General features: G+C 37.3%; 17 protein-coding genes. 7 read left to right on the top strand and 10 right to left on the bottom strand.

Annotation, left to right across the window (positions count from 1 at the left end; genetic code table 11):
- Positions 1-35 precede the first annotated feature (35 nt).
- Together LPB248_RS00085 and LPB248_RS00080 are read right to left on the bottom strand one after the other, a co-directional pair.
- On the bottom strand, positions 36-575 hold the full coding sequence (locus LPB248_RS00085; protein WP_177209596.1) for a YceI family protein: 540 nt from the start codon (positions 573-575) through the stop codon (positions 36-38).
- A gap of 14 nt (positions 576-589) precedes the next feature.
- Positions 590-958, bottom strand: a complete 369-nt coding sequence (locus tag LPB248_RS00080) for a hypothetical protein (protein ID WP_177209595.1) — start codon at positions 956-958, stop codon at positions 590-592.
- 171 nt (positions 959-1,129) lie between these two features.
- Between LPB248_RS00080 and LPB248_RS00075 the strand changes: the two genes are divergently transcribed.
- From LPB248_RS00075 to hemA, 5 genes are all read left to right on the top strand, one after another.
- Complete coding sequence (locus LPB248_RS00075; protein ID WP_177209594.1) at positions 1,130-1,519, top strand: OB-fold protein; 390 nt, start codon at positions 1,130-1,132, stop codon at positions 1,517-1,519.
- Between the two features lie 27 nt (positions 1,520-1,546).
- Positions 1,547-2,386, top strand: a complete 840-nt coding sequence (locus LPB248_RS00070) for a DUF5777 family beta-barrel protein (protein WP_177209593.1) — start codon at positions 1,547-1,549, stop codon at positions 2,384-2,386.
- A gap of 130 nt (positions 2,387-2,516) precedes the next feature.
- A complete protein-coding gene (locus LPB248_RS00065) occupies positions 2,517-2,951 on the top strand; it encodes a hypothetical protein (protein ID WP_177209592.1) in 435 nt (144 codons plus the stop codon).
- A gap of 21 nt (positions 2,952-2,972) precedes the next feature.
- On the top strand, positions 2,973-3,566 hold the full coding sequence (locus LPB248_RS00060; protein ID WP_142452369.1) for a hypothetical protein: 594 nt from the start codon (positions 2,973-2,975) through the stop codon (positions 3,564-3,566).
- Between the two features lie 253 nt (positions 3,567-3,819).
- Positions 3,820-5,124, top strand: a complete 1,305-nt coding sequence (gene hemA, locus LPB248_RS00055; RefSeq protein ID WP_177209591.1) for a glutamyl-tRNA reductase — start codon at positions 3,820-3,822, stop codon at positions 5,122-5,124.
- Positions 5,125-5,987: 863 nt separating this feature from the next.
- Here the strand turns inward: hemA and LPB248_RS00050 are convergent.
- From LPB248_RS00050 to LPB248_RS00040, 3 genes are all read right to left on the bottom strand, one after another.
- The gene (locus tag LPB248_RS00050) at positions 5,988-6,776 is read right to left on the bottom strand and encodes an anti-sigma factor domain-containing protein (RefSeq protein WP_177209590.1); all 789 of its coding nucleotides are present in this window, start codon (positions 6,774-6,776) and stop codon (positions 5,988-5,990) included.
- Entirely contained in the window at positions 6,776-7,306 is a 531-nt protein-coding gene (locus tag LPB248_RS00045; RefSeq protein WP_177209589.1) for an RNA polymerase sigma factor, read from the bottom strand. The genes LPB248_RS00050 and LPB248_RS00045 overlap by 1 nt, the downstream gene beginning before the upstream one ends.
- Before the next feature lie 503 nt (positions 7,307-7,809).
- Complete coding sequence (locus tag LPB248_RS00040) at positions 7,810-8,796, bottom strand: GlxA family transcriptional regulator (protein ID WP_177209588.1); 987 nt, start codon at positions 8,794-8,796, stop codon at positions 7,810-7,812.
- Between the two features lie 140 nt (positions 8,797-8,936).
- Here LPB248_RS00040 and LPB248_RS00035 point away from each other — a divergent pair, with 140 nt between their 5' ends.
- A complete protein-coding gene (locus tag LPB248_RS00035; RefSeq protein WP_177209587.1) occupies positions 8,937-9,617 on the top strand; it encodes a DinB family protein in 681 nt (226 codons plus the stop codon).
- A 77-nt stretch (positions 9,618-9,694) separates the two neighbouring features.
- Here LPB248_RS00035 and LPB248_RS00030 read toward each other — a convergent pair whose 3' ends face one another.
- Positions 9,695-10,165: a DinB family protein gene (locus tag LPB248_RS00030; RefSeq protein ID WP_255462966.1), complete on the bottom strand. Its 471-nt coding sequence runs from the start codon at positions 10,163-10,165 to the stop codon at positions 9,695-9,697.
- 185 nt (positions 10,166-10,350) lie between these two features.
- Here LPB248_RS00030 and nhaA point away from each other — a divergent pair, with 185 nt between their 5' ends.
- On the top strand, positions 10,351-11,544 hold the full coding sequence (gene nhaA, locus LPB248_RS00025) for a Na+/H+ antiporter NhaA (protein ID WP_177209585.1): 1,194 nt from the start codon (positions 10,351-10,353) through the stop codon (positions 11,542-11,544).
- Here nhaA and LPB248_RS00020 read toward each other — a convergent pair.
- From LPB248_RS00020 to LPB248_RS17025, 4 genes are all read right to left on the bottom strand, one after another.
- Complete coding sequence (locus LPB248_RS00020) at positions 11,541-12,851, bottom strand: DUF389 domain-containing protein (protein WP_177212470.1); 1,311 nt, start codon at positions 12,849-12,851, stop codon at positions 11,541-11,543. The genes nhaA and LPB248_RS00020 overlap by 4 nt on opposite strands.
- Before the next feature lie 140 nt (positions 12,852-12,991).
- Positions 12,992-14,776: a chloride channel protein gene (locus LPB248_RS00015; RefSeq protein ID WP_177209584.1), complete on the bottom strand. Its 1,785-nt coding sequence runs from the start codon at positions 14,774-14,776 to the stop codon at positions 12,992-12,994.
- 462 nt (positions 14,777-15,238) lie between these two features.
- Positions 15,239-15,622 (bottom strand): response regulator, encoded by a 384-nt coding sequence (locus LPB248_RS00010; RefSeq protein WP_177209583.1) that lies wholly within the window; start codon positions 15,620-15,622, stop codon positions 15,239-15,241.
- A gap of 46 nt (positions 15,623-15,668) precedes the next feature.
- Positions 15,669-16,052 (bottom strand): sensor histidine kinase, encoded by a 384-nt coding sequence (locus LPB248_RS17025; RefSeq protein ID WP_255463057.1) that lies wholly within the window; start codon positions 16,050-16,052, stop codon positions 15,669-15,671.
- Positions 16,053-16,300: the final 248 nt, after the last annotated feature.

The following is a 16,300-nucleotide window of genomic DNA, read 5'->3' as shown; positions in this document are numbered from 1 at the left end:
ATTTTTTTATAAAATCATTCTACTTTTGCGCAGTCTTATTTTAAAACTGCAATAATTTGAATTTTGACTTTATTATCCAGTTTATATTTAATAAGCGCTGGAATTGGAATGTTAAAATCACTTGCATTTATTTCAAAATCAGATATAAGGGTGACTCTGGAACCCGATCTTGTAATTTTTGCACTGGCACTTATATCCTTGGATTTTCCATGTACTTCTAATTTTCCTTTTATGATATAATCTTTATAATCTTCAGTTAGATTTTTAATGTCGAATCCTTCTATTTGCCCTCTAAAAATAGCTTTTGGATATTTATCGGTTTCCATGTAATTTTCATTAAAATGTTCTTCCATTAATGCCATTTCAAATTCAAATCCTTTCATTAAAGCCAGACTTGCTACTTCTCCTGTTACGGGATTTAAAACAAAAGTTACGCTGCTGTTAGTTCCCACAACCGGCTGAAAAGAGGGAACTGAAGCTTCAAGGGTTATTGTTGCTGATTTGGTTACTATTTTCTCTTGTGAAAAAACAATAAAAGAAGCCAATAGCATTGGCATAATTATGATTTTCTTCATTTTCTTGTTCTGGATTATTGTTCTAATAATCCATCCTGATTCCATTTATTTATAATGTCAATAGTCGCTTGAGGCAATCTTGGGCCACCCTGTGGCATTAAGGAACTATCTCCATTTTCTAAAGAAATTCGTGTAAGCAATCCTCGATTTAAAACTGCATTTTTAACCTGTTCATAAGTAACTAAAGACATCGGCGCTCCATTTTTAGGAACTGCCGCATGGCATACAACACAGTTATTATCAATAATAGATTTTACATTTTGGCTGTATGTTGCCAAACCATTAATTGGTGTAGAGTCAATTAAAGTACTTGGATCATCGTTGGCACAGCTTACAAAGATTGAAGCTAATGATGAGATGGCCAAAAGGGTTTTTAAATTCATAAGATTGGTTTTTAGTTATAAATAAATACATGATTTTTTTAAGGATCATCAGGCATTTCAAAATTATATACGTTGAAAAGAATAATACAGATTTGGCAAGAGGCATATTTAATGATTTAAATCCAATAGGTATTTTTTAACGTAGATAATTTGAAATACTAAAAACCAGTTATGAGAAAAAAAATACTAATTACAATTTTCCTTTTTATAATAATCGGAATTTCCGCATGCCTCTACATCTACAAAGGGCATAGAAATATAGAATCAGAAACTGCCGATTATGTTGTAACCGTTAACGAACTAGAAAGAGAGTTTACTTCAAACGACTCTCTGGCTTACATCAAATATCAGGACAAAACAATTGAACTATCTGCACGAGTAACAAGTATTGATAAAGCCAATAATGGAATTGTTATGAGCGAAAAAGTATTTGTGACATTCAAAAACCGTTTGCCGCAAAATATTATATCTGGAAAAACCCTAAAAATTAAAGGGCGTTTTTTAGGATATGACGAATTGCTCCAGGAATTTAAAATAGACCAATCTTCAGTTGTACACTAATACAAATAACAATTTAAAACTAACCTCATGAAAAACTTTATTCTATTATTTTTTTTATTTCCGCTCTTAACCTTCTCCCAAACCGATTTATTGTCTGGAGTAGAAACTCCTTCTGCAAAAGAAAAAGTGACATCTGCATTCAAAGCCTTAAAAATCGTTAATCTCGAATCTACTAAATTGGCCGCAAAAGGCGATTTGTATTTTGTTGTTGCACACCGATTCGGCTCTATTAAAGATGGCTTTGAAGGTTTCTATGGACTCGATAATGCCAATACGCAGATTAAATTTATTTACGGTGTAACAAATGAACTCAACGTAAGTGCCGCCAGAAGTGAATTTGCTTATGATTTTGCGACAAAGTATATGTTGCTTCCTCAAATAAAGGACGGTTTTCCTGTTACTATCGCCGGCTTTAATAGTTTGTCTATCAACAATACATTAAAAGAAAGCCTGTATCCTAAACTTCAATTTAAAGACAGGCTTACGTATGTTGCGCAGCTGCTGATTTCCAGAAAATTCTCTGAAAAGCTGTCTTTAGAAATTGTGCCGTCATTCTTTCATCAAAACTTTGTTGATGACGTAGACCAAAGCAATTCCCAATATGCCATAGGATTTGGAGGAAGATATAAATTCGCTAAGCGCTGGTCCTTAAATATGGATTATGCGGCGCATTTAAACAGGGCGCCAAATTCTCTTTATAAAAATCCATTATCTATAGGTTTTGATTTAGAAACCGGCGGACATGTTTTCCAAATGCATTTTACCAGTTCACAGGCAATTGATGAGGCTGGGTATCTGGGAAGAACCACTGGCGACTGGACAAAAGGAGATATATTTTTTGGATTCAATCTTGCCAGGGTTTTCTAGTATCTGCTTTATAATTAAATTATTAGGTAATTTCTGTATTTAAAATGATTCTAAATTGATCGATTTTCAATTATTTCTAAAACCGCAGCGATGAAGTACACGTAGATAATTTTAAAAACTTAAAAGAACTATGAAAACTAATAAAATAATCAAAAGAGGAATCTTTATACTTAGTGGGATATTTGGGCTGTTTGTCGCGATTTTGCTTTTTCATATCATAACGGCCAAACCACCGGTTTATGATACGCCAAATCTTCAGGTAAGCAGAATCGATTTTAAATCAGATATCGATTCTCTGCAGGCCAGAAAAATCTGTGCCGACCTTAGAAGCATAAAAGGCCTGACATCAGACTCTATCATCGTTAAAAGAAATGTTGTGGTGTACTTCCACAACAATAAAATTACAAACTCTGAGAAAGTTTTCAAAGAGTTGATGGCTAAAGGACGTTATGATGCCCAGCGTTATATTTTACCAGCCAATTTAGCAAACAAAGAAGTCTGCCCCATGAATCAAAATAGTTTGAGCTATAGACTGTCTCAAAAGATAAATCGTTTTTTTAATTAACCCTTTAATACCTTTAAATTTATGAAAATTTATTCAAAACTTACACTTAGTGTATTACTTGCTGCATCTGCAGCTATGATTTCCTGCAGCAGTAATGACGACGAAACCCCAGCACCTCCTGTAAAGGCATCAATCTATGAACGCTTAGGCGGGACTAAAATGGTTGCCGATCCCGATAATTCAGGTCAGATGATCGAGCAGGGACGTTTGAGTTTCCGAAAAGTCGTAAATTCAGCTATAGGATTAATTGTTGCTGACGTTCAATCGAATGCTGCAGGAAACCTGCAGGCACATTTTGCCCCTTTGTTGGCAGAAACTGGAACTACCCAGTCTACCAATATTGCTAAATTATCAGATAATCTGACTGATTTCTTTTCATTTAACACGGGAGGCACCAATGCTGTAAATACATATTCTGGTTTGAACATGGTTGCTGCTCATGATCCTGCAAAAAATCCTCGTATGGGGACAAAATCCAGCAGTGCGGATTATACAAAATTCGAAGGGTATGTAGGGGCTGCGGCCAATGCAAACGGTGTTGCTTCAAATACAGAACTTTATACTGATATCGTTGCTGTATTGGAATCATTGAGAACTCCTATAGTTCAAAAATAATTTTCTTCTCAAAACGCTGCCTTATTAAGGCAGCGTTTTATATTTCATTACTATTTGCAGTGCCGGACTCTTAATATTATACAATCAGTACATAAATATTTTGAAACTCAGATTTCTTGTATAATGGCATGAATTATATAAAATTGCCAATTTGAATCCATTTACTTCCCAGAGATATATTAAATCCTTCTGGCGTTGTTATATATAAATTAGTTAGTAATATTTTTTTGAACTTTTTAAGCAGAGCATAAATATGGAAAATTTTAATATGTCCAGATCCACTACTTTTTACGCATTAGGGTTAAGCTATAAGAAAGCAGATGCAGCAATTAGAGGAAAATTTAGTTTAGATACTAAAGCGCAATCTGATTTATTGATGCAGGCCAAAGCGGAAGGTATAGAATCATTAATAGTTACTTCTACCTGCAATAGAACTGAAATTTATGGTTTTGCCCATCATCCTTATGAACTCATCAAACTGCTTTGCGAAAATAGCAATGGATCTGTAGAAGAATTTCGGCAGGCTGCTTATATCTATAAGAATCAAGAAGCTGTCAGCCACATGTTTCGGGTAGGAACAGGTTTAGACAGTCAGATTCTGGGTGATTTTGAAATCATCAGCCAGATTAAAACCGCCTTTAACAATAGTAAACGGGAAGGTTTGGTCAATACATTTCTGGACCGGTTGGTAAATACAGTTATTCAGGCGAGCAAAAAAGTTAAAACGGAGACGAAAATTTCTTCTGGTGCAACTTCAGTTTCTTTTGCATCAGTGCAGTATATTATCCGAAATGTGGCGGATATTGGAAACAAAAATATTTTGTTATTCGGAACGGGGAAAATAGGAAGAAATACGTGCGAAAACTTAGTAAAACATACTAAAAACAGCCATATTGCCCTTATAAACAGAACAAAAAACAAAGCCGAGTTACTGGCTAGCAAGCTGAATGTTATTGTAAAAGATTATGCTGATTTAAAACAGGAACTGCAACAGGCCGATGTGCTGGTTGTAGCTACAGGAGCACAAAATCCGACTATTGACAAAACATCGCTTGCTTTACAGAAACCCTTATTGATCTTGGATTTATCCATCCCTCGCAATGTAGATACCAATGTAGAAGAAATCCCCGGTGTAACTTTGATACATCTGGATGATTTATCTCAAATTACTGATGACACGCTAGAAAAGAGAAAACAGCATATTCCTGCTGCGGAAGCCATTATTGATGATCTGAAATTAGAACTGAATACCTGGGTGAACGGCCGAAAATGTGCTCCGACTATTCATGCCTTAAAATCCAAGCTAAATGATATTGTATCAGCAGAATTTACTTTTCAAAAAAAGAAAACAACCCATTTTGATGATGCACAGATGGATTTAATCAGTTCAAGAATTATTCAAAAATTAACAAACCATTTTGCAGCCCACTTAAAAAATGAAAATACTTCAGTAGATCAAAGTATTGAATTTATTGAAAAAGTATTTCAGATAGGAGAACTTGCACCGAATAAGGCTTTTTCACCAATAGAAGAAAAATACAAAATCAATCTGTCATAAATGCTTAATCAGCTGCAGTTTCAAACCTACAGCAAAGTTCTGAAGCAAGTGATACAAAAATAGAACCCGTCAGCTGCGCTGCACGCTGCGACGGGCTTGTCCATAAACATAATCTTCCAAAAAATGTTTACTTAATTCTGCATGGGAGTAATCAATTCCTCATTTGGTAAAGTTATACTAATTAATTTGATGATAATTATATGATTATTAATTAATTTTATAATTAGCTTTTTTACTATAAATAACCTGAGATCATTAAGCCATTTTAAAAAAGGCAGGCCGGCTTGCCAGCTTGAGCAGTAAACTAATTTTCTTTCTCAGCTGAGCAACAATTGATAATCAGAGAATGAGAGCGGAAAATTCAATAAATGATAAATAGTCAACCATTTTTAATAGGTTTTCATTATTTCAATTAATAGAAATTTAAAAAAAAGGAGGATGTAGGCTATTCCATTTTTGGTGTTCGAATCCTGTTAACTTTTAACTTACGCTAAGCTTTAATTTATCTTATTTTTCAAGTGGATTGGGAAGATGATTATTTGAAATTATTAGTCAAAAACAGTTTATAAGCATCTTTAAGGGTTAAACACTAAAAAAACTTAAGCTTAAACTTTTTAATCAAATAAAGTATCAGTCGAAAGGATCTAATTATTGAAACCAGGCATTAAAATTCTACTTTGGCTGCACAAATTTAAACTATTATCATGAGAAACTATTCAAATCAAAATTTGACGATGATTTTAGATTTTTTTACTACGACTAAGGGGTTTGGATAAAGTTCCGCCAGAGTATAGTATTGAATCCCAAAAAGCGCATATTGAATAGGATCAATATGCGCTTTTTAGTTTGGACTTTTTATAGAATTAGACTTTTCCTAAAGTATAAAGCTGCTCCATTGTAGGTGTAAGGCTTCCCCCTGCAGGTTCCAGCGTGATGCCAAAAGCCTCAGCGGAATCGGTTTGGCTTACGGCGAAGATTTTTTGAGAGTTTGCTTCAAAATTATCCAGCAGACCAATACTTGTTGGTGTAAGCACCGGACTTAGTTTTAAAGACCAAACCTGGTAAACCATTCCTTTTGGAGGGTTTGGCAGACCTGCCGCGTCGATATAAGTCGTTTTTGTTTCTTTGTTCCAGTACACTTTTGCAAATGATGCCGGAGATACTGATTGTCCGCCCAGAGTAACGCTTGTGTTTTTAATGTCTCTCACAATGCTCAGGTTTTTCTCACTCTGTTTATTCTGCTGGTCTAAAAAAGCATATTCTCTTTCAATTTTATTTTTTTCGCCTCCAGCCTCAGAGACTGCCTGTTTAGATTTTGCCAGTTCTAAAGTCTGATATCCAAAACCTAAGAGTAGTAATACGGCAGCCGCCCAGCTCAAGTACTGCGAATGGTTTGATGGTGATTTTATATTGACAACTTTACCATGGTTAAGCTCTAAACGCGCTTTTGTTTTCTCGAAATTGGCAACCGAATGGAAAGGTGAGAAGCTTGATGATAAGACCGAAACAGCTTTTTCTATAGAAATGATTTCACTTTCAACCTCGGGGTTTTCTCTGGCCAGTTCGGCAATTTCCAGGTTCTCTTTTTCTGTCAGCAGGCCGTAAACGTAAAGTTCTAAAATGCCTGATTCAATATATTGCTTATCTTCCATTATATCTTTAAATAATTTCTTAAATCGTTGATACAGTTTCTGTTTTGTGTTTTGATAGTGCCCAGCGGCATGGCAAGCTCTTCCGATGCTTCCTGTTGGGTATATCCCTTAAAGAATAGCAAATCAATAATCTCGATACATTTAGGTTTCAGTTTTTTTACGAATTCCTGAATTCCTATAGAATCAATTCTGTTTGTGAGCTTGTTGCTATCATCTAATAGATTTACGAAATTATCCGAGGAAAGGTTTTTTTGGGTGTTGTTGAAATTTTTGGATCGCAGCTTGTCAATAGATGTATTCCTTGCAATATTAAGGATCCAGGTGTAGAACCGGCCCTTGCTTTCGCTGTATGTATCGATGTTCTTCCAGATTTTTACAAAGACTTCCTGCAGGACATCTTCGGCTTCTTCCCGGTTTTTTACCAGAACATTTATGACCGAAAATAAGCTTTTTGAGTACATATCGTAGAGATGGGTGAAAGCTCTTTCATCTTTTTTGCGGATTAATACCAATAATTCTTCTTGGCTCATAGGATTGGATTTAAAGCTTAAATAAATTTTAATTTCTTATAAAGTGGTAATGCCGGATAAAGGTAATTTATTTTTACGTAAATAGTCTAAAAGCAGAAATAAAGGGTATCACTTTCAAAATGCCAATTTTCGAGGGGTAAGCTGTGAGGATGTTCTTCTCTTGCACCGTTGCTTTTTCTATTTCCATAAACAGGAATAAGTCAATTTTTAACCTCTGTCGAGCGGCAATTATTAATATCATTTATTAGAACTTAAGATTCAACTAATGGTTGAGATGATGAATAATTTTCTAAATGAGATTGGCCCTTACTGGAAGTAGAAGATGTCTCTATATTTTTTAGTATTTCGGTTTGGATGCCCCGCTAGGCACTGAAAAAAAATATTTGATTTCACAAATGATTTTAAATAAGATATTTCTTTTATGATTTATTAGAAGCAGACAGCCAACATTACCTTTTTGTGGCAAAAAGAAGCATACCCAGTTTAGTTAGTTGAATTTAGAGTTATCCGCCCTGCATTACATCTTTATTGTATTTGTTCCGATATTCTAATGGCGACAGCCCTGTAATTTTCCTAAACACCTCCCGGAAGGCTTTAAGGTCTGAATAACCCACCTCGTACATAATTTCATTAATAGTCCTGCGGCTTGTTTCGAAAGATTTTTTAGCAGCTTCTACTTTTATCCTTTGCAGATATTCTGTTGGCGTATTACCAGTAGCTTTTATAAAGCGACGGTCAAAGTTGCGCCTGCCAATGGCAAGACTGGCGGCCAGATGTTCAATTGAGATCTTTTCTTCCGGTTTGCTTTCCATATATACCTGTGCTTTTTTAACCAGTTCATCGCTATGTGTTTTTTGTCCCTCGAAAATAATAAAAGTTGACTGATTTTGCCTGCCTATATCAATCTGGAAAACCTTGGAACAAAAAATGGCAGTTTGTCTGTCGTAATATTTCTCCACCAGATAAAGGATAAGGTTCAGGAAAGAATAAGCCCCGCCATTGGTATAAATTCCCTTTTCATCTGTGATCAGCTGATCGGTTTGTAGATTGACTTTAGGATAGCGCTGCTTTAGTTCATTTGCAGCTGACCAATGGGTAGAACAACTCTTACCGTCCAGTAATCCTGATGCTGCCAAAAGGTAAGCTCCGGTACATATACTGGCAATGCTGGCTCCATATCGATATTGTTTTCCTAACCAATCTATCAATTGGCCATTAACTTTAATAGCCTGCTGATAATTATGGTTTAACGATGGTATAATAACAAGGTCGGTTTTGCTGATTTCTGCTATATTTTTGTGCGGTCTTGCAGTAAACAATCCGCCATAGAACCCGACTTCGTCTGAAATCCCTGCCAGTTCAATGTTGAAAATTTCTCTTTTTCCAATTTCTTTCTGATAGTTGTTAGCCCGCGTAAAAATCTTATAGGCGCCAACAATGCTGCTCAGGTTATTTTCGCCGTCAGGAACAAGTATGGTTAAGTTTTTCATAAATACTGCTTTGCGTAAAGATAAAACTTTATGCTGTCCAAATCAACCCGTTAAATTGTCTGAATAACACCCTTTAAAAACGTAATTTGGACAGTACATTTGTTATTCAATGTTCCTATAAAAAACTAAATATTTAATTTATGAAAAACACAGTTACCTTTTTTACACTGGCTTTTATCAGCCTTAGCGGTTATACATGTAATGCCCAGCAAATAAATGCTAATCAAATAAAAGCAACGACTATGAGAACAACACCTGTTAAAACTGAAAAAAATCTTCTTACGGCTCAGGAAAGGGATTATGCTGTTCAATTTTTAAAAGAAACCGAATCAGGGGTTTTTGATGCAGTAAAAAGCCTGAACGGGGAACAATCAACATTTAAGCCTGCTGCCGACAAATGGAGTGTGGAAGATTGTGTCAAACATATTGCTGCTGCAGAAAAAGTACTTTGGGCGATGATCGAAGAATCATTAAAGCATCCGGCAAACCCCGAAAAAAGAGAAGGAATTAAATTTACGGATCAGCAATTAATCAAGGCCGTGGAAGATCGCTCGCAAAAATCAAAAACATTCCAGGCTTTAGAACCGGCAAATTCGAATCATAAAACAATGGCGGAGGCGCTTGCTTCTTTTAAAGAGAACCGTGAAAAATTGATCACTTTTGTTAAAAGCACAAGAGAAGACTTACGAAACCATGTATCTGTGCTTCCTATCGGCACCTATGATGCGTATCAATTCATACTGCTCATTTCGGCCCACAGTAATAGGCATACACAGCAAATTGAGGAGATAAAAGCTAATATTGATTTTCCAAAGAAATAATAATACTGAAACCAAGCCAGATTAAATTAGGATTGACAGCTTGTCTGGTGATGATTTAAATTTACAATTTAATTGTTTTATGGGGTTAATTTCCGATACTTTGTCCCTATGTAATCCAGAAAGTCGGGTTCAATTCCCTGCTGGCAAATTAGCGTTTGAATTTGTGCCCTGTGATGAATCGAATGATAGTTTAACTGTAAGGCAATATCTTTTGGACTTACTGCCCATTTGGTATTGTCAAATCCAATGAATGTGACTTCATCACTTAATTCTTCATCAGTCTTCGATGCGATATATTTAAGCCATAAATCGAGACTTTTACTCCATTGTTTTTCTAAATCATCAAAGCAATAAAGAGGATCCCACCAAGACATTTGTGCTGCTTTTGGATCATGTAAGATTCTTGCCATCCATTTATATTGAGAATTTATTAAGTGGCTAAAAAGTTTAACCGCCTCGGTTTTATCGGATAACTGCAGGATTTTCAAAAGAAGTTTTTTATTGGCAGTGTCATTAAATATAAATGTATCTATCAAATATTTCTTCATACTTATAATCAGACTTTTTAATTAGGAAAAAAATTAAATCTAAACCTTATTGCTATATTCTTTCGGATTAATATTGTTAAATATTTTATTGAGCTAATATAAAACTAAAAATTAGAATAATTATAAAATGAATTGCCCAGCCTAAATATTTGCAGAGACAGTTTTGAAAAGCTAAATTTGTATTTATGGCAAAACTTATAAACCTTAAGATATTCTCTCATTTCTTCCGTTCTTCTTCAGCAGGAGGCATTATATTATTAATCTGTGTTATTATATCGCTTTTTATCGCTAATTCCGGGTGGTCGGAAGGTTTTAAGGAAATCCTTAATTTAGAACTCGGATTCAATACATCTTCTTTGCATTTAAAATATCCCATTTTACTGTGGATCAATGACGGGCTTATGGCGATTTTTTTTCTGCTTGTAGGATTGGAAATAAAAAGGGAAATAATTGAAGGGGAGCTCTCTTCATTTTCCCAGGCTTCCCTGCCGGTTTTAGCGGCAATAGGGGGTGTAGCCGTTCCGGCTTTGATTTATTTCTTTTTTAATAATGGAGATCTGCATACCTCAAAAGGCTGGGGTATTCCAATGGCCACAGACATTGCATTCGCACTGGGGATTTTGTCCCTTTTGGGAAATAAAGTCCCTTCAGGGCTTAAAATATTTTTAGCTGCCCTGGCTATTGTCGATGATCTTATTGCTATTTTGGTAATTGCTATATTTTATTCCTCAGAATTGAATTTTGTCTATTTAGGATATGCAGGGGCACTTTTTGTGTTACTGATTATCTTTAATCGGATGGGGATTAAAAATCTGCTTTTTTACCTGGTTCCTGGGGTTGTTATCTGGTATTTTATTCATCACTCGGGCATTCATGCCACTATTGCCGGTGTACTGGTAGCCATTACGCTGCCCACTAATGAAGAAGATACCGATTCGCCGCTTGAAAAATTAGAACATGCCCTCACGCGTCCTGTCAATTTTATCATTATGCCTGTGTTTGCCCTTGTCAATACCAATATCACTTTTGAATCAACGATGATAGAGGGACTTTTCAGTAATCTGGGGCTGGGTATTATCCTTGGATTGTTTTTAGGAAAGCCAATTGGAATCTTTGCGATGTCATGGTTGTCGGTAAAATTTAAAATTGCCCAGCTTCCCCAATCAACTACATGGACCCACGTCTTGGGACTCGGGTTATTGGGTGGAATCGGTTTTACGATGTCCATCTTTATTGCCTTGCTCTCGTTTGGAGACCTGCTGCATCAAAATGAAGCCAAATTCGCCATATTAATCGCCTCTACAATAGCGGGTATTTCCGGGTTTTGTATTTTGAGTCTGTACAATAAAAAGCAAAAAAAGACTTTTCAGGAGCATTAAGGCTTCCTGAAAAGTTCCACATCTTTAACTGATAATCTCTCATTAAGCCATTTTTGTAATTTTTCATTTTCAGCCTTATTAAGGTCTTTGGGGGCATCATAGATGACAGCCGTTATGGCAGTGGCGCTGTCCTTCTGATTGATTAATGTGCTTTTGGTTATGGAGAGTGAACTTATAGCGGGAAATAACACCCTGGTCTCTTTTAAAATCTGACGGCTGTCAAATTTGTTTTTGGTCAGTTCTTTTTCCAGCTGCATGATCTTGACGTCCTTGAGACTCATTTCATTTTCACTGCTTTTGATCTGGTTCAGGATATCCCCTTTTAAAGCATTGAAACGATCGGTGCTGTCCTGTCGAATCTGTAACTGGGTGCCGGCCAGGTATTTGTTGCGGTTCAGCCTGTTGGTAAGATCTTTTATTTCTAAAGCGGAGAAACGCTTTGATAGGAAAGCCAGTTCGAGTTTTTTACTTTTGGAATTAAAATCGGTTTTTTTATAAACTACAGTATACCCTTTATTGCTGAACTCGCTTTCGATAAAAAGATTTACATTTTTTTTAAACTGCTGTTCCCTGTAGAGCGAGTAGGCAAGATAACTGCTGGGCACCAGCATAATGGTAATTAAAAAAGCGATGGTATATTTTACGCGTTTTTGATGTTTTTCATCTACCTGTTTAACGGCTGGATAATTAAGATATTTAATAATTAAAAAAGTGGCAATTCCTATAAATACGCAGTTGATGCAGTAGAGATAAAAGGCGCCAAGGAAGAAGGTCCACTGCGCGGTAGCGATACCGTAACCAGCCGTACATAATGGCGGCATAAGCGCCGTTGCGATGGCAACCCCGGGAATAGGATTTCCTTTTTCGGACCTTGTGACGGCAATCACCCCCACGACACCCCCAAAAAAAGCAATAAGGATATCATAAATATTAGGGGATGTCCTGGCCAGCAGTTCAGACTGTACATCCTTGAAAGGGCTCAGGTAAAAATATAACGTTGAAACCACCAGACTTACCACTGTTGCAATAAGCAGGTTATTGAGGGATTTTTTAAGCAGTGAAAAGTCGTAAATGCCCAGTGCAAACCCGGCACCTACAATGGGTCCCATAAGAGGGGATATCAGCATGGCCCCAATGATAACAGCCGTTGAGTTTACATTCAGTCCAACCGAAGCCACAATAATGGCGCAGGCCAGAATCCAAAGGTTGGCCCCTTTGAAGGTTATGTTTTTCTTTACGGCCTCTAAGGTTTTTGCCCTGTCATCTTCTCCGTCCCGAAGGTTGAGTAAATCTGTAATTTTTCTCATCATCTATAAAATTAGTAGCTAAATACCTTTTTTTGGCATGTATAGCTAAGATAAGACTAATTTTAGTAATTATTAGGCTTAATGCGTAAATGACAACAGATGGAAATTGGTGTAAGTGTAGCTGTATTTAACGCAAAATTTTATTCAAAAATCATGGATTTAAGCCTGTTTCTGTAGGACTCCAGTACATCTGATTTGGTGATAAAACCGTAATATTTGCCATTTTTCAGCACGGGAAGGAAGACCTTATTGCTTTTTTCAAACTTGTTCATCACCGTTTCCATGCTGTCAAAGAGGTGGACTGTCTGGATGGGCTGCACCATAATATCCCTGACAATGATATTTTTGGTTTTAAGATTGTCGAAAATTACTTCCCGTATATCATTGAAATAAACGAGGCCTTCCAAATCATTTTCATCACTGACAACGCCAAAAATCACCTGGTCTGAGTGTGCAAGAAGTTCGGCTACATTCTCAAGGTACTGAGTGGCTTCCACGGTGAGGTAATCTTTTTTGACAAGATCCTCGATTTCCAGTGTGCAGAGGATATTAGTGTCCTTGTTACTGGTAAAAACATTTCCTTTTTTGGCCAGATTCTTTACATCCAGGGAGTGTTTTTCAAAACGTTTGGAAACAGCAAAACTCACAGAGGCAACTATCATAAGGGGAATCATCAGATCATATCCTCCGGTGATCTCCGCAATAAGGAAAATAGCGGTAAGCGGCGCGTGAAATAACCCGCTCAGGATTCCGGCCATACCAACAAGAGTGAAATTGCTGACCGGTAAATCGGTAAGGCCTGTCAGATTTAAAAATTTTGAAAAGAAATAGCCAGCGTAAGAGCCAAGAAACAGGGAAGGGGCAAAATTACCGCCATTACCGCCGCTTCCAAGGGTAATACCCGAAGCAAAGGCCTTGAGCAGCATTGATAAGCCCACAAAAACCAGTAAAACCCAATGATCACCGGCATAATCTGCAAAGAGCGTATTTTCCAGCAGCTTCCCAGGATCTTTATCAGCCAGGGTTTTAATGCTTTCATACCCTTCGCCAAAAAGGGTCGGAAATATAAAAATCATAAGACCTAAAATGCAGGCTCCGATCAGTGCTTTTTTATAAATGCCAAATTTCAAATGGGCAAAATAGTGCTCGGTTTTTAGAAAATTCCGTACATAGAAAACAGCGATGAAACCGGTAAAAAGTCCCATTAGTACATAAAAGGGGATATTATGATAATCGAACGTTTGTTTTTGCCTAAAAGCCAGTAATATATCATCATTTAATACAATTGTAGAGACCAGTGTACCTGTGGCGGCTGCAATCATGATAGGGGTGAAGGCAGAAATGGTTACATCAACCAGCAATACCTCAATGGCAAATAAGACCCCTGCTATCGGGGCGTTAAAAGCGGCTGCTATACCGGCGGCGACGCCGCAGCCAATCAATAAGGTCCGTTCCTGATAAGTTAACTTGAACTGCTGGGCAAAGTTGGAACCAAAAGCGGCGCCTGTTATGACAATCGGGCTTTCCAGTCCGGCAGATCCCCCGAGACCAACAGTGAGTGAGCTGGTGATAATCTGGGCATACATTTGTTTTTTGGGAATAATACTGGCTTTTCTCGCAACAATATATAAAATTTGTGAAGTTCCTTTTTCTAGGGTTCCTCCTAATACTCTTCTCACAACAAAAACAGTCAGCAGGATACCAATAATGGGTAAAATACTATTGATAAAACTTAGTTTTAATGTACTGTTAATATAAGTTGCAAGTGAATAGACCCAGTGCGCAAAGGCTTTTAAAAAAATAACGGCAAAGGCAGAAGTAATTCCGATTAAGACACTGGAAAGGAAGATGAACTGTTTTCTGGTTAATTTTTCCTGACCCCAAATTAAGAGGTTCTTTGCCTTTACGAATTGTTTTTGGAACATTTTATTGAATTGTATTGTAGAAATACAAAGTTAACTCTCAAAAACGGTTTTCGGGAAAAATGAAATGTTAATCTAATGCCAATTTAATCCAGATATAATGCAATGATACCTGTTATTTTTGAATCGCGTTGTATGTTGTTTCTGTGTTATTGCTAATGATAACATTGTCCCACCAATCAGCATCATCATGCCTTCCACCATCATCGAATCTCAGGATATGCAGAAAGAAGTACAGATGGGCGCTGCATTGTATGGGGGCAGACCCGGCTGGTTTGAAAAACTCAAACCCGGCTTAAGCATATTCTAAATATGAAGATTATTTCTACCTTGGAAGAAATAAAGAAGGTTTCTTCAAAAGTTTCCTGTCTTGTGCGGACATTTTCTTCAGGCAGATAACGGCCTTTTTTTTCGTCTTCAAAATACTGCCTGTTCAGGGGACTGTTTCTTTAAAACCTTGTGAGCTTAGAAACGCCCTATTACCTCCATAATATCTTTTCTTTGCTGCTCCAGCGAATATTGCTTGGTCAGAAAAAACGCGGCCTTGTTTTCCATGGCAAAGCTCCTGTCGGGATCACTTGAGGAGGTCGTGTAGATGATTACGGGTATATCGCCGAAGTCCGGATCCATTTTAATGCGCTGCAGGAATGTCCGCCCGTCCATAATGGGCATATTGAGGTCCAGAAAAATTAAATCCGGTTTTCTAAAGTTCTCAGATCTGAGTTTTTCAAAGGCATCAGCCCCGTTTACGGCTTGCTGCAGTAGAATTGAAGGATGGGTTTCGGCCAGCAGGTCCGCAAAGATTTCGCGGTCATCGGCATCATCATCAATTAAAAAAATGGTCGTCATAATGTGTAATAAGGGAGTGTAAATATACTATTTTCACTATTATTTTTCATAATCCGCCATTTTTTTTATGAACTAAAGGCAAAATAACGCTAAAAGCAGTTCCGGCCCCCTCTTGTGAGGAGACAGAAATTTCTCCCTGATGGTTCTGCAGGATCTTGCGGCACATGGCAAGGCCGATCCCGGTGCCTGAATACTCTTCGTTGGAGTGCAGGCGCTGGAAGATGTGGAAAATCTGATGGGCATACTCCTGGGAGAACCCAATGCCATTATCGCGCACTTCTATTTTTATATAAGCAGCTTTCAAATCCAGGGCATGGAGCCTGATTTCAGATTCGCCGGCCGTCTGTGCGGTAATGTCGATTTCAGGCCTGATACCCGGCCGGGTATATTTAAGGGCATTGGAGACCAGGTTGCCGAAAAGCTGCGACATCTGAAGAGGTATGGCTTCCACAACGGGAAGTTCCCCGATGCTCACAAGCGCATTTTTCTGCTCGATTACCAGCTCAAAATCGGTCAGGATCTCGCTGACCACATCATTGAGCCCTACAGGGACAAACTCTTGGGAATTATGGGTCAGTTTTGAGAACTGCAGCACATCTTTGATCAGGTTTTCCATCCTTCTGGAAGAAGAGCTGATCTTCTCGGTATAAAAGTAGGCCTTCTCGAAGTTCTTCTCCA

Source organism: Flavobacterium sp. LPB0248, assembly GCF_013388355.1.
GTDB lineage: Bacteria > Bacteroidota > Bacteroidia > Flavobacteriales > Flavobacteriaceae > Flavobacterium.
This window is presented reverse-complemented; position numbering and strand designations above follow the sequence as displayed.